The sequence below is a fragment of the Variovorax sp. GW460-12-1-14-LB1 genome, from assembly GCF_059423605.1.
The window spans coordinates 62,148-75,885 of record NZ_JBWKYF010000018.1 but is presented as its reverse complement, the minus strand read 5'-3'; the positions used below and the strand labels follow the sequence as shown (position 1 = coordinate 75,885).

General features: G+C 68.2%; 15 protein-coding genes. 4 read left to right on the top strand and 11 right to left on the bottom strand.

The genetic code is table 11. From position 1 onward, the window contains the following. Window positions 1-16 precede the first annotated feature (16 nt). Window positions 17-820, bottom strand: coding sequence for a hypothetical protein (locus AC07Y4_RS12110; RefSeq protein WP_487847388.1), 804 nt, complete (start codon window positions 818-820; stop codon window positions 17-19). A gap of 47 nt (window positions 821-867) precedes the next feature. On the opposite strand from AC07Y4_RS12110, the gene AC07Y4_RS12105 reads away from it, so the two are divergent. The 4 genes from AC07Y4_RS12105 to trxC are packed head-to-tail and all read left to right on the top strand — an operon-like array spanning window position 868 to window position 3,447. Continuing rightward, window positions 868-1,467: a LemA family protein gene (locus AC07Y4_RS12105; RefSeq protein ID WP_172438430.1), complete on the top strand. Its 600-nt coding sequence runs from the start codon at window positions 868-870 to the stop codon at window positions 1,465-1,467. A 12-nt stretch (window positions 1,468-1,479) separates the two neighbouring features. Continuing rightward, window positions 1,480-2,406 carry a TPM domain-containing protein gene (locus AC07Y4_RS12100; RefSeq protein WP_487847389.1) on the top strand — a complete coding sequence of 309 codons (927 nt, stop codon included), beginning with the start codon at window positions 1,480-1,482 and terminating at the stop codon, window positions 2,404-2,406. 5 nt (window positions 2,407-2,411) lie between these two features. After that, window positions 2,412-2,942, top strand: a complete 531-nt coding sequence (locus tag AC07Y4_RS12095; protein WP_070063861.1) for a TPM domain-containing protein — start codon at window positions 2,412-2,414, stop codon at window positions 2,940-2,942. Between the two features lie 55 nt (window positions 2,943-2,997). Further along, window positions 2,998-3,447, top strand: coding sequence for a thioredoxin TrxC (trxC, locus tag AC07Y4_RS12090; protein ID WP_070063801.1), 450 nt, complete (start codon window positions 2,998-3,000; stop codon window positions 3,445-3,447). A gap of 18 nt (window positions 3,448-3,465) precedes the next feature. On the opposite strand, the gene AC07Y4_RS12085 is transcribed toward trxC, so the two are convergent. The 10 genes from AC07Y4_RS12085 to atpG form a co-directional block, all read right to left on the bottom strand. After that, the gene (locus AC07Y4_RS12085; protein ID WP_487847390.1) at window positions 3,466-3,990 is read right to left on the bottom strand and encodes a DUF3617 domain-containing protein; all 525 of its coding nucleotides are present in this window, start codon (window positions 3,988-3,990) and stop codon (window positions 3,466-3,468) included. A gap of 69 nt (window positions 3,991-4,059) precedes the next feature. Further along, window positions 4,060-4,755 carry a phosphatase PAP2 family protein gene (locus tag AC07Y4_RS12080; RefSeq protein ID WP_487847391.1) on the bottom strand — a complete coding sequence of 232 codons (696 nt, stop codon included), beginning with the start codon at window positions 4,753-4,755 and terminating at the stop codon, window positions 4,060-4,062. Between the two features lie 52 nt (window positions 4,756-4,807). Further along, entirely contained in the window at window positions 4,808-5,938 is a 1,131-nt protein-coding gene (locus AC07Y4_RS12075; protein WP_487847754.1) for a Gfo/Idh/MocA family protein, read from the bottom strand. A gap of 37 nt (window positions 5,939-5,975) precedes the next feature. Beyond that, window positions 5,976-6,941 carry a substrate-binding domain-containing protein gene (locus AC07Y4_RS12070; RefSeq protein ID WP_062480193.1) on the bottom strand — a complete coding sequence of 322 codons (966 nt, stop codon included), beginning with the start codon at window positions 6,939-6,941 and terminating at the stop codon, window positions 5,976-5,978. Window positions 6,942-6,985: 44 nt separating this feature from the next. Further along, complete coding sequence (locus tag AC07Y4_RS12065; RefSeq protein WP_390348256.1) at window positions 6,986-8,026, bottom strand: ABC transporter permease; 1,041 nt, start codon at window positions 8,024-8,026, stop codon at window positions 6,986-6,988. Beyond that, window positions 7,989-9,527 carry a sugar ABC transporter ATP-binding protein gene (locus AC07Y4_RS12060; protein WP_487847392.1) on the bottom strand — a complete coding sequence of 513 codons (1,539 nt, stop codon included), beginning with the start codon at window positions 9,525-9,527 and terminating at the stop codon, window positions 7,989-7,991. The genes AC07Y4_RS12065 and AC07Y4_RS12060 overlap by 38 nt, the downstream gene beginning before the upstream one ends. After that, window positions 9,524-10,693, bottom strand: a complete 1,170-nt coding sequence (locus AC07Y4_RS12055; protein WP_139705568.1) for an ROK family protein — start codon at window positions 10,691-10,693, stop codon at window positions 9,524-9,526. Before AC07Y4_RS12055 ends, AC07Y4_RS12060 begins: the two co-directional genes overlap by 4 nt. A gap of 250 nt (window positions 10,694-10,943) precedes the next feature. Continuing rightward, a complete protein-coding gene (locus AC07Y4_RS12050) occupies window positions 10,944-11,363 on the bottom strand; it encodes a F0F1 ATP synthase subunit epsilon (RefSeq protein ID WP_062480186.1) in 420 nt (139 codons plus the stop codon). A gap of 18 nt (window positions 11,364-11,381) precedes the next feature. Continuing rightward, complete coding sequence (gene atpD / locus AC07Y4_RS12045) at window positions 11,382-12,797, bottom strand: F0F1 ATP synthase subunit beta (RefSeq protein WP_062480184.1); 1,416 nt, start codon at window positions 12,795-12,797, stop codon at window positions 11,382-11,384. Window positions 12,798-12,840: 43 nt separating this feature from the next. Beyond that, the gene (gene atpG / locus AC07Y4_RS12040) at window positions 12,841-13,716 is read right to left on the bottom strand and encodes a F0F1 ATP synthase subunit gamma (protein ID WP_062480182.1); all 876 of its coding nucleotides are present in this window, start codon (window positions 13,714-13,716) and stop codon (window positions 12,841-12,843) included. Between the last annotated feature and the right edge of the window lie 22 nt (window positions 13,717-13,738).

Here is a 13,738-nt window from a genome sequence, read left to right as displayed (position 1 = left end):
TTTTGCCCTGCCCATGTCACGGCCATGTGGCAGCGGGTGACTGGGCAGTGGCTGCCTCGGGGGCGGACGCGGGAATCAGCCACGCACGTGCCGCCGCCTCGGTGGCGCCCTGCGCGGCCTGCCACACCATCTCGGGCGCGGCCACGTGGACGCCGGGCGGCGCCACGCACAGCGCGAGGTCGACCAGCTCGGCCATCTTGGGCGCGCGCACAGGTTGCTCGTTGGCCGGCACCATGAATCGCATGATCGACAGCATCCAGGCCGCGAGCCGCTCGCCCAGGTTGGCCAGGCGCACGTCGGCCGGCTTGCGCGCCGAGCGCAGCAGGATCAGGCGCTCGAAGTCGCAGGCGACCACGGCCTGCTCGTCGAGGCTGGCCAGCCCGCGCTTGAGCGCCTCGGGCAGCCGGCCGCGGTCGTGCGGCTGCACGATGGCCAGCGTGCGCACGCCGCTGGCACGCAGCCAGCGCGCCAGCTCGGGCAGGTCGGCAGGTTCGGGGTGCCACAGCGCGCGCTCGCGGCCGTGGTACAGGCGCGGCGGATCGAAGGCGACCACCGCCACGTCGGCCGCCACCAGCGGCCACTCCGCGATCGGCAGCGCCGGGCACTGAACCGTCTCGACGCCGGGCAGCCCGTCGTGCATGGGCTCGCGCGCCAGCACGCGCGTGCGCTGGAAGCGGTGGCGGCCCGCGAGCCGGTGCAGCAGTTCCTGGCCGAGCGCGCCGGTCGCACCCGCGATCAGCAGCGTGCCGGTGGGCGGCGCGGCAGCGGGCGGGACCGCGCGGTTCGCAGCCTGCAGGGCGTGGAGGGGATCGAGGGCCATGACCCCATCTATGCTAACTTCGGCCTCCTTCTGCGGAGGTAATGCAAATGATGATGAAGCGCTGGTTCCTGATTCTCGCGGCCGTCCTGTCCCTCAGCGGATGCGGCTACAACCAGTTCCAGTCCCTCGACGAGGCCAGCAAGTCGGCCTGGAGCGAGGTCCTCAACCAGTACCAGCGGCGTGCCGACCTCGTGCCGAACATCGTCGCCACCGTGAAGGGCGAGGCCAGCTTCGAGCAGGACACGCTCACCAAGGTGATCGAGGCGCGCGCCAAGGCCACCTCGATCCAGGTGACGCCCGAGACGCTCAACAACCCCGAGGCCTTCAACAAGTTCCAGCAGGCGCAGGGCGAGCTGTCGTCGGCGCTGTCGCGCCTGATGGTGGTGGCCGAGCGCTACCCCGACCTCAAGGCCAACCAGGCCTTCCGCGACCTGCGCGTGACGCTCGAGGGCACCGAGAACCGCATCACCGTGGCGCGCAACCGCTACATCGAGAGCGTGCAGGAGTACAACGTGCTCGCGCGCAGCTTCCCGACCAACCTCACGGCCATGGTCTTCAGCTACAAGCCGAAGGCGAATTTCTCGGTGCAGAACGAAGCCCAGATCTCGACGCCGCCCACGGTCGATTTCAGCACCCCCAAGAAGTAAGAAGCGGCGCCGATGGCCGCAGCCCTGATCCGCCGCGCACTGGCAGCGATCTTCATCGCGGCCCTCGCATGGGCCGGCCTGCCCGCGCTCGCGCAGGGCCTGCTGCCGATCCCCACGCTCACGGCGCGCGTGATCGACCAGACCGGCACGCTCGACGCCGCGCAGCGCTCGGGCCTGGAAACCAAGCTCGCGGCCTTCGAGCAGCGCAAGGGCTCGCAGATCGTGGTGCTGATGGTGCCGACCACGGCGCCCGAAGACATCGCGAGCTACACGCAGCGCGTGGGCGACGCCTGGAAGATCGGCCGCAAGGGCGTGGGCGACGGCCTCCTGGTCATCGTCGCCAAGGACGATCGCAAGATGCGCATCGCCACGGCCAAGACGCTCGAAGGCGCGGTGCCCGACCTCGCGGCGGTGCGCATCATCGACGAGGAGATGAAGCCGCGCTTTCGCAACAACGACTTCGCGGGCGGCCTGAACGCGGCGGTGGACCGACTCATCGGTCTGGTCGACGGCGAACCGCTGCCAGAGCCTTCGCGCAACAGCCAGAGCGGCAGCAGCAATGACGGCTTCGACTGGGAGAACCTCGCGATCTTCCTGTTCGTGGGTGTCTTCGTCGGCGCCCCGATCGCGCGCGCCATCCTGGGCAAGACGATGGGCTCGGTCGCCATGGGCGGCGGCATCGGCGTGGTCGCGTTCTTCCTCACGACCAGCACCGTGATCGCGGTGATCGCCGGGCTGATCGCGCTCATGGTCTCGCTGTTCTCGGGCCTTGCCGGCTTCGGCCCCGGTCGCGGCGGCCGAGGCGGCGGCGGTGGAGGTGGCTGGAGCAGCGGCGGAGGTGGCGGCGGCTGGAGCAGTGGCGGCGGAGGTGGTGGCGGCGGATTCAGCTCCGGCGGCGGTGGCAATTTCGGCGGCGGCGGCGCGTCGGGAGACTGGTGAACCCCATGGCAACTGCAGACCCCACGCTCTTCTCGAAGCTGGGCCGCATCTGGCGGCATCGCTGGACCGACGAAGCCGCCGTGCGCCGCGTGCTGCCGGCCGACGCGATGCAGCGCCTGGCCGGCCGCGTGGCCGCGAGCGAGCGCCGCCACAGCGGCGAGATCCGCATCTGCGTCGAGGCCGGCCTGCCGATGTCCTACCTGTGGCGCCACGCACCGCCCCGGGAGCGCGCCGTGACGCTGTTCGGCAAGCTGCGCGTGTGGGACACCGCACACAACAACGGCGTGCTGATCTACCTGCTGCTGGCCGAGCACGCGATCGAGATCGTGGCCGACCGCGGCATCGACGCCCACGTGGGCTCCGCCGAATGGGCCGCCATGACGCAGCGCATGGCCGTGGCCTTCCGCGAAGGCCGCTTCGAGGACGGCATCACGCTGGCGCTGGAAGAGGTGTCGGCGCTGCTGATGGCCCACTTCCCGCTGGCCGACGACCAGCCCGACACCAACGAGCTGCCCGACGCGCCCGTGGTGCTCTGAGGCCCGGCGCCCTGCGCGCCTTGCAATCCAGACACACGGCCCCTATTTTTCGGGCATGACCGAATCCGAATCGCTGCACATCGTCTGCCCGCACTGCCACACGACCAACCGCGTGCGCACGGCGCAACTGGGCAGCGCGCCCGACTGCGGCAGCTGCCACCGCCCGCTGTTCACCGGCCACTCCACCGCACTGCCCGACGTGGCCACCTTCGATCGCCACATCGCGCGCAACGAGATCCCGGTGCTGGTCGATTTCTGGGCGCCCTGGTGCGGCCCCTGCCGCCAGATGGCGCCGGCCTACGAACAGGCGGCGGCCCAGCTCGAACCGCAGGTGCGGCTGGCCAAGGTCGACACCGAGGCGGTGCAGGCGCTGGGCGCGCGCTTCAACATCCGCAGCATCCCGACGCTGGCCCTGTTCAAGGGCGGCCGCGAGGTCGCACGGCAGGCCGGCGCGATGGGCGCGGCCGACATCGTGCGCTGGGTCAAGGCCAACGGCGCGGGCTGATCCGACCACTGGCCGCGTTCACTTGCGCGGCGGCATCTTCGCCATCGCGTCGAGCATGTTCATCTTCATGCCGTTGCCCATGACCATGTCGCCCGGCTTCTGGCCCGGCTTGCAGGGGCCGACCCACTTGGCGTCGACGACGCTCGTGCCTTCGGTGCGGCCCATCAGCGGCGGGCTGTAGGTCGACTTGCTTTCCACGCGGTAGGCGCTGCTGAAGTCGCCACTCATCACGGCCCGTGAGGTCGCGGTGGTGGGGCCGATCTTGCAGACCGAGTCGATGACCAGCTTCACGCCTTCGAGGCGCAGGTCCTGCTTCGAGCACATGTCCTTGCCCATGCCCTGGCCCATCTCGCGCATCGCCTTGTCGGTGGCCGCGTCGATGCACTGCTGGATCGTCTGGCCCGGCGCCTTGGCCGTGGCCGCGCCGCCCTCTCCGGTCTGGATTTCCCACAGGCCCGGCTTGCGCGCCGGGTAGTCGATGGCCAGCGCGGGGCTGGCGAGAAGACAGGCGACGGCAGCGAGGGAGAACAGGCGAAAGGTCATGGCGGGCTCGGTGGACGGCGATGCCGCTTTGTACCGTCGGCGCCCGCGCGGCGGAATACCGCGATCGGTCTAAGCCGCGACTGGCGCCAGGGCCGCTGATGGGCGCTCGCGCAACGCGAAGCCCAGCGCCAGGCCCAGCCCGAGGCCGCCCAGCACGTCGATCAGCACATGCTGACGCACCGCCATCGTCGAGTACACGATGGCCACCGCCCACGCGAGGTTGAGCAGCCGCAGCCAGCCCGGCGCGTCGGCTTCGCGCAGCTGCCGCGCCAGCACCATGCAGGCGAACACCGAGAACGACACGTGCAGCGACGGAAAAGCGTTGCCCGCCGCGTCGAAGGTCTTGAGGAAGTGCAGCGACGAACCCGGCGCGGCATCGATCGCGAAGTTCGGGATCGCCGTCGGCATCCACCAGAACACGGCCAGCGCGATCGCCGTCATCACCGCGCAGCCGATGGCGACGGTGTTCAGCTCGCGCCGGTCCTTGGCCAGCAGCACTGGCAGCGCGATGTAGGCCCACAGCGTGAGGTACACCGGCAGCATCGCCGGCCAGAACGCGATCAGCCGGTCGACGGCCGTGAGCGGCAGCACCCACGCCGGCCCGGCGTGGTGCATGACCCAGAAGTACAGCGGGAAGAAGCCCAGCGTGGCGACGGTGTTGCCGGCCAGCTTGAGCAGCCACAGCGTCCGGCAGCGCTGCCAGAGGGCGCGCGGCCATGAAGGCTGAGGCGAAGGGGCGTCGAAAGAAGATGAGGAGTGCGTCATGGCGGCCACTGGTGCCGCGGCCTCGCCTCGTTTCAACGAGGCCCGTGCGCGGCTACCAGGGCGTCCACTTTAATTCGCTTCCAGCCGACGCCACCGTGCGCTCGATGAAGCGCACGCCGCGCGCCCCGTCTTCCACGCGCGGATAGTCGGCCGCGAGCGGATCGGCCACCTGCCCCGCGAGCCGCGCGCGGATGTCCGCCGCCACGCCCGCATAGACATTCGCGAATGCCTCGATGAAGCCTTCGGGATGGCCGGCCGGCAGGCGGCTCGCGCGCCGCGCCGACTCGCACAGCCAGGGCGCGCCGCGCGTGAGCACGCGCCGGGGCCCGTCGTGCGGCAGGTGCACGAGCTGGCTCGGCTGTTCCTGGCGCCATTCGAGCGTGCCCAGCGTGCCGGAGACGCGCAGGCGCAGGTCGTTCTCCAGCCCGGTGTTGATCTGCGAGGCCACCAGCACGCCGCGCGCACCGCCTTTGAAGCGCAGCAGCAGGCTCCCGTCGTCGTCGAGCAGGCGCCCCGGCACCAGCGCGCCGAGGTCGGCGCACAGGCTCTCGATCTCCAGGCCGGTGACGGTGGCCACGAGGTTCTCGGCATGCGAGCCGATGTCGCCGATGGCGCCGGCCGCGCCGCTGCGCGCGGGGTCGGTGCGCCAGTCGGCCTGCTTGTTGCCGCCCGCGGCTTCCACGTGGCTGGCGAGCCAGCCCTGGTTGTATTCGACGACGACCTTGCGGACCTCGCCGATCTGGCCCGTGCGCACCATCTCGCGCGCTTGCCGCACCATCGGGTAGCCGGTGTAGTTGTAGGTCACGCCGAACACCGTGCCCTGCTTCGCCACGGTGGCGACCAGCGCATCGGCCTGCGCGCGCGTGTGCACCAGCGGCTTGTCGCACACCACATGGAAGCCCGCCTCCGCGAAGGCCTGCGCCACCGGGTAGTGCACATGGTTGGGCGTGACGATCGAGACGAAGTCGATGCGCTCATCGGCCGGGCGCTTCAGCTCGTCGGCCAGCAGCGCCTGCCAGTCGCCGTGGTTGCGGTCGTCGGCCAGGCCGAGGTCGCAGCCCGAGGCGCGCGCCTTGTCCGGACTCGACGACAGCGCGCCGGCGACCAGCGCGATCTGGCCGTCGAGCGCCATGGCCTTGCGGTGCACGGCGCCGATGAAGGCGTCGCGACCGCCGCCGACCATGGCGCAGCGCAGGGGACGTGCAGCGATCTCGGTCACCTTAGAACGGCGAATTGGGATGGTAGAAATCTTTCGCGTTTTCCTTGGTGATCAGCACCGACGGAATGATCGTGGTCGCCGGCAGCTTCTCGCCCTTCAGGCGTGCCTCGGCCGTGAGCTTGATCGCGTCGTAGATGAACTTGGGCGAGTAGCTCACGTCGGCCGTGATGCGCTTGTCCTTGCCGTCCATGATGGTCTTGACCATGTCCTTGGCGCCGGCGCCGCCGAACACGATCTTGATGTCGTCGCGCTTGGCCTGCGAGATGGCCTTGAGCACGCCCACGGCCATGTCGTCGTCGGCGGCCCAGATGGCGTCGATCTGCTTGAAGCGCGTCAGGTAGTCCTGCGTGACCTTGAAGGCGTCGTCGCGGTTCCAGTTGGCGTACTTGGCGTCGAGCAGCTTGATGTCGGGGCTGCCCTTGAGCACCGCGTTGAAGGCGTCCATGCGCTCGTTGTCGAGCGTGGTCGCGATGCCGCGCAGCGCCACCACATTACCCTTGCCGCCGAGCTGCTTGACGATGTACTCGGCCGGGATCTTGCCGAAGGCCGTGTTGTCGCCGGCCACGTACGCGTCCTGCGCGCTGGTGTCGGTCAGGCCGCGGTCGACCACGGTGACGTACGCGCCCTTGGCCTTGACCTGCGCGACCGGCTTGGTGAGCGCGGCCGATTCGAACGGGAACACGACGAGTGCGTTGATCTTGGTGACCGTCGACAGGTCCTGCAGCTGGTTGGCCTGCTCGGGCGCATTGGCGGCGGTCTTGATCGTGATCTTCAGGTCCTTGTGCTGCTTCTCGAGGTCCTTCTTCGCCTGGTTGGCCCAGTAGTTGATGCCGCCCATGAAGCTGTGCGTGGCCGCGGGAATCGACACGCCGAGGTTGACCTTGTCCGCGGCAAGCGCGGGCAGGCTGGCGGCGAACGCTGCGGTGGCAACCGCCGTGAGCGCGAGGCGTCGGGTGAAAGTCGTCATGCTGGATGTCTCCTCTTTGGTGGTGGAACGGAACGAACGGAAAACTAGCGCCGGCCTCTTTGGAGGAACGCGACGACGATGATCACGAAGCCCTGCACCGCCGCGTTCAGGTACACGCTGATGATGCTGGTGAGGTTCAGGATGTTGCTGATGACCGAGAGCAGGATCGCGCCCACCACCGTGCCGGTGATGCTGCCCGCGCCGCCCTTCAATGCGGTGCCGCCGACGATCACCGCGGCAATGGCTTCGAGTTCCCACAGCAGGCCGGTGGTCGGCGAGGCCGAGCCCAGGCGCGGCACGTACAGCAGCGTGGCAATGCCCACGCACACGCCGAGCAGCACGTAGGTGAGGATCTTCACGCGGTCGACGTCGACGGCCGCGTAGCGCGCCACCTGCTCGTTGGAACCGATGGCCTGCACGTAGCGTCCGTAGGCCGTGCGATTCAGGATGACGCCGCCGATGACCGCGACGATCACGAACACCCACACCGGCACCGGGATGCCCGCGAGGCTCGCGTAGTACACCGGCGCGTAGAGATCGGACAGCTCGTTGTCGAGCGTGAGCGCGCCGCCGTCGGCAAAGTACGTGAGGTACGCGCGGAAGATGCCCAGCGTGCCCAGCGTCACGATGAAGGGCTCGATGCGGCCCTTGGTGATGAGCAGGCCGTGCGCCAGGCCGAACAGCGCGCCGAGCACCACGGCGAGCACCGCGCCCATCATCACCGCCATCAGCGGCGAGCCCGAGGCCGGGCCGGCCCAGTTGATGAACATGATCACGCTGCCCGCGATGAGCGCGGCCATCGAGCCCACCGACAGGTCGATGCCGCCCGAGATGATCACGAAGCACATGCCCACCGCGATGATGCCGATGAAGGCGGTGCGCGTGAGCACGTTCATCGCGTTGTCGACGGTGGCGAAGTCGCCGTTGAGCAGCGTGCCCGCGATGCACAGCAGCACGAGGCCGATGACCGGGCCGAGGCCGTGCAGGCGCTCGGTCCAGCGCGGCTTGGCCTCGCTGCGATGCGCTGCTGCCGCGGTGACGGCCGCTTCAGGCTGCGGTGGAGGTGTCTGCAGTTCCGGTGGCATGAGCGATGAGCTCCTCTTCAGTCAGGTGGGTCGCGTCGAGCGTGGCAACGAGCCGGCCCGCACGCATCACCGCGACGCGGTGGCACAGGCCGATCAGCTCCATCAGCTCGGACGAGACGACGATCACCGCGAGGCCTTCGCGGGCGAGTCGCTGGATCAGGAAATAGATGTCGCGCTTGGCGCCGATGTCCACGCCGCGTGTGGGCTCGTCCAGCACCACCACCTTGGGCTGCGGCTGCAGCACCTTGGCGAGCGCGAGCTTCTGCTGGTTGCCGCCCGACAGCGACGAGGCCCGCACGTCGAGCGAGCCGGTGCGGATGCCGTAGTCCTTCACCGCCTCGCCGAGCGCCGCGCGTTCCGCGTCGGGCTTCAGCCAGGGCTGTGCATAGCGCTCGAGCGCCATCAGCGTGAGGTTCTGGCGCAGGCCGAAGTGCACGTGCAGGCCCTTGCCCTTGCGGTCTTCGCTGAGGTAGGTGAGGCCGTGTTTCGCGGCATCGCGCGGGTTGCGCCAGCCCTTGCCGTGCGGCACGGGCTCGCCGCGCATCTCGACCGTGCCGCTGGCGGGGCGCAGCCCGAGCAGGCCTTCGAAGAGTTCAGTGCGGCCCGCGCCGACGAGGCCCGCGAAGCCGAGGATCTCGCCGGGGCGCACCTCGAAGCTCGCGTCCTGCGCCCAGCCGGGGACGCTGAAATTGCGCACGCGCAGGGCGGGCGCGTCAGCGGCCACGACGAGGTCGCGCGGCGGGTACAGGTCGGCGAGTTCGCGGCCCACCATGAGGTTGGCCATCTGCTGGCGCGAGACCTCGGGCGTCGGTGCGCGCGCCACGAAGCGGCCGTCGCGCATCACGATCACCTCGTCGGTGACCTGCTCCACTTCGTCGAGCTTGTGCGAGATGTAGACGATGGTCACGCCGTCGGCGCGCAACTGTGCGATGAGCTTGAACAGGCGCTCGGTCTCGCCGGGCGTGAGCGTGGCGGTGGGCTCGTCCATGACGAGCAGGCGCGCCCGGCGGGCGATGGCCTTCGCGATCTCGACGAGCTGCTTCTCGGCGACGATGAGGCGACGCACCTTGGTGCGCGGGTCGATGGCCAGGCCGACGGCGGCGAGCGCGGCGGCGGCATCGCGTTCCATCGCGGCGTCGTCGAGCAGGAACCCCTTCTTTTTCTCGTGGCCCAGGAAGATGTTCTGCGCCACGCTGAGGTCTTCGGCGAGGTTGAACTCCTGGTGGATCAGCACGATGCCCAGCGCCTCGGCATCGCGCGAGCTCGTGAACTGCTGCGGCTGGCCGTTGACGCGCAAGGTGCCGCCGCTGAGGCTTTCGTAGCCCGACAGGATCTTCATCAGCGTGGACTTGCCCGCGCCGTTCTCGCCCAGCAGGCCATACACGCGCCCCGGCGCGAGCGCAAAGCTCACGCCGTGCAGCACCTGCACGGGGCCGAAAGCCTTCACCACGCCGTCGAACTCGACGGCCACGCTGCCCTTGGTTGCCACGGCGTTCGTCATGGCGCCACCCCGCGGGCCTTGAGCGTTTCCTGCATCGCCAACACGCCCGCGCCGACGAGGCCGCCCTGCGTGCCCAGCGGCGTGTACTGGATCTCCAGGTGCCGCGTCGACAGCGCGAGCGAGCGCTGGTAGACGCTCTGGCGCACGGCCGCGAGAAACAGCGGTCCGATGCGCGTGATGCCGCCGCCGATGAACACGTGCGAGGGATTGAAGAAGTTGACGACCGACGCGAGCATCTGGCCGATGAGGCTGCCGGCGCGCTGGATGATGGCGTTGGCTGCCGGATCGCCGCCGCGGCTGGCCTGCCCCACGTCGAAGGCATCGATGCGCCCGCGCGTGCGCAGGCATTCGGCGAGCGTCGCGCTTTCGCCGGCTTCGGCCGCCTGCATCGCCATGCGCGTGATCGCAGGGCCGGCCGCCATCGCCTCGACGCAGCCCAGGTTGCCGCAATGGCAGCGCGGGCCTTCCTGGTCGACGCAGATGTGGCCCACGTCGCCGGCCGAGCCGGCCGCGCCGCGGTACACCTCGCCGTGGCAGACGATGCCGCAGCCGATGCCCGTGCCGATCTTGATCACAAGGAAGTTCGAGAGCGAGCGCCGCAGCCGCCACAGCTCGCCGAGCGCCATCAGGTTGACGTCGTTGTCGACGAACACGGGCGCCGCGTAGTCTTCGCGCAGGTAGTCGCGGATCGAGAAGCTGTCCCAGGCCGGCATGAGCGGCGGGTTCACGAGCTGGCCGATCTCGAAGTTGACGGGGCCGGGCACGCCGATGCCGATGCCCAGCACGTTCCGTGGGCCCTGTCCGCAGCGGGCCAGCAGTTCGCGCATGAGCACGCGCACACGGGCCAGCACCACGGCCGGGCCTTCGCGCACGTCGGCGGCTTCTTCGTGCTGGGCGAGCACCGTGAGGTCGGGGCGCAGCACCGCGACGTCCAGGCTGGTGGCACCGATGTCGATGCCGACGAGCACGCCGAGTTCGGCATTGAGCTGGAGGTTTTCGGCGCGGCGACCGCCCGAGGAGCGCTGCAGGCCGGCCTCGGCCAGCAGGCCCTGGTCGACCAGGCCGGCGATGAGCGCGTTGGCCTTGCTCTTGGAGAAGCCCAGCTGCTCGGCCATGGCATGGCGAGAGCCGCCGGCCGACCAGAAGGTCGATTCCAGCAACCGCATTTCGTCGGTCGTGATGCCGCTCCAGGGTGCCACGCGTTTGTCTCCGCTCTTTTTGGAAAGGCGCCGGTTGAACGATCAGGTGATCGGCCGCCGGGCGAAGGCGAATACTAGGAGGGCATCTTCAGCCGGGCAAGGCTTAACTTAGACCTAATTCAAATCAAACTTGCCCGCAACCTGGAAAAGGTGGACGAAAAAAAGCCGCCCGGAGGCGGCTTTCTCGTTGCATCTGCCCGAAGGCAGCGGCGTTAATTTACTTCTTCTGGCGGTACTTGCGCAGCGCAGCGATCTGCGCAGCCATCACGGCCAGTTCCGACTGCGCCATCGCGATGTCGATGTCGCTCTTCGCGTTCTTCAGCGCTTCCTCGGCGGCCGCCTTGGCCTTGTTGGCCTTCTCGTCGTCGAGGTCCTTGCCGCGGATCGCGGTGTCGGACAGCACGGTGACGGCGTCGGGCTGCACTTCGAGGATGCCACCGGCCACGAAGACGAACTCTTCGCCGCCGTCGGCCGTCTCGATGCGCACGGCGCCGGGACGGATGCGCGTGATCAGCGGCGTGTGACGCGGATAGATGCCGAGCTCACCGGCTTCACCGGGCAGCGCGACGAACTTGGCTTCGCCCGAGAAGATCGACTCTTCCGCGCTGACCACGTCGACGTGAATGGTGTTTGCCATCTGAGTTCCCATGCCGCCTTAGGCGACCTTCTTGGCTTTTTCGAACGCTTCGTCGATGGTGCCGACCATGTAGAACGCTTGTTCCGGCAGGTGGTCGGCTTCGCCGTTCACGATCATCTTGAAGCCGCGGATGGTTTCCGACAGCGGCACGTACTTGCCCGGCGAACCCGTGAACACTTCGGCCACGTGGAACGGCTGCGACAGGAAACGCTGGATCTTGCGGGCGCGGGCCACGGCGAGCTTGTCGTCGGGCGCCAGTTCGTCCATGCCCAGAATCGCGATGATGTCGCGCAGTTCCTTGTAGCGCTGCAGCGTGCCTTGCACGGCGCGGGCCACGTTGTAGTGCTCTTCGCCGACCACGTTCGGGTCGAGCTGGCGCGAGGTCGAGTCCAGCGGGTCCACGGCGGGGTAGATACCCAACGAAGCGATGTCACGCGACAGCACCACGGTCGAGTCCAGGTGGGCGAAGGTGGTGGCGGGCGACGGGTCGGTCAAGTCGTCGGCAGGGACGTACACGGCCTGGATCGAGGTGATCGAGCCGACCTTGGTCGACGTGATGCGCTCTTGCAGGCGGCCCATTTCCTCGGCCAGCGTCGGCTGGTAGCCCACGGCGGAAGGCATGCGGCCCAGCAGTGCCGACACTTCGGTACCGGCCAGCGTGTAGCGGTAGATGTTGTCCACGAAGAACAGCACGTCACGGCCTTCGTCGCGGAACGACTCGGCGATGGTCAGGCCGGTCAGGGCCACGCGCAGACGGTTGCCCGGGGGCTCGTTCATCTGACCGTAGACCATGGCGACCTTGGAGTCTTCGAGCTTCTCGAGGTTCACGACGCCGGAGTCGGCCATCTCGTGATAGAAGTCGTTGCCTTCACGGGTACGTTCGCCCACACCGGCGAACACCGACAGACCCGAGTGAGCCTTGGCGATGTTGTTGATGAGTTCCATCATGTTCACGGTCTTGCCCACGCCGGCACCACCGAACAGGCCCACCTTGCCGCCCTTGGCGAACGGGCACACCAGGTCGATCACCTTGATGCCGGTTTCCAGCAGGTCTTGCGACGGCGACAGTTCGTCGTACGCGGGAGCCTTGCGGTGGATGGAGGCGGTCAGCGTCTGGTCGACCGGACCACGCTCGTCGATGGGCGCGCCCAGCACGTCCATGATGCGGCCCAGCGTCGCCTTGCCCACGGGCACGGTGATGGGGGCTTGCGTGTTGGTCACGATCAGGCCGCGGCGCAGGCCGTCGGAAGAACCCAGCGCAATCGTGCGGACCACGCCGTCGCCGAGCTGCTGCTGGACTTCGAGCGTCAGTGCGCTGCCTTCGAACTTGAGGGCGTCGTAGATCTTGGGCATCTTGTCGCGCGGGAATTCCACGTCGACCACAGCGCCAATACACTGAACGATCTTGCCTTGAACTGCTTCTGCTTGAGCCATGTCTGCTCCGATAAAAATTTAAATCTGTTGAGGTCCGAAGGGCTCAGACACCGGCGGCCGCCGCAGCGCCCGAAACGATTTCCGAGAGCTCCTTGGTGATGCCAGCCTGGCGGGTCTTGTTGTAGACCAGCTTCAGCTCGCTGATCACATTGCCTGCGTTGTCGGTGGCAGCCTTCATGGCCACCATCCGCGCCGAATGCTCGGACGCCATGTTTTCTGCCACGCCCTGGTAGACCAGCGACTCGACATAGCGGACCAGCAGCTCGTCGATCACGCTTTGCGCATCGGGCTCGTAGATGTAGTCCCACGAGTGCTGGCCTTCCTCGACTTGCAGCGAGTCTGCGGCCAGCGGCAGCAGCTGCTCGACGAGCGGCTCCTGCTTGATCGTGTTGATGAACTTCGTGTAGCACAGGTACACGGCCGAGAGCTTGCCTTCCGCGTAAGCGTCCAGCAGCGTCTTGACCGGGCCGATGAGCTTGTCCAGATGCGGCGTGTCACCCAGGTGGGTGACGTGCGCCACCACGCGGGCACCGATGCGGTTCAGGAAGCCCAGGCCCTTGCTGCCGATGGCGACCGACTCGATGGCCACGCCGGCCGACTGCGCTTCGCGCAGCTTGGCCGTCACGGCGCGCAGCAGGTTGGTGTTCAAGCCACCGCACAGGCCCTTGTCGCTCGTCACGATGATGAAGCCGATCGCCTTGGCGTCGTTCTTCTTCATGAAGGCGTGCGTGTACTCGGGATTCGCCTTGCCAAGGTTCGCCGCGATGTTGCGGATCTTCTCGCTGTAGGGGCGTGCGGCACGCATGCGCTCTTGCGCCTTGCGCATCTTGGAAACCGAGACCATTTCCATGGCCTTGGTGATCTTCTTGGTGTTCTCCACCGATTTGATCTTGCCGCGGATTTCCTTACCAGCTGCCATATGAGCTCCTTCTTGCGTCGGT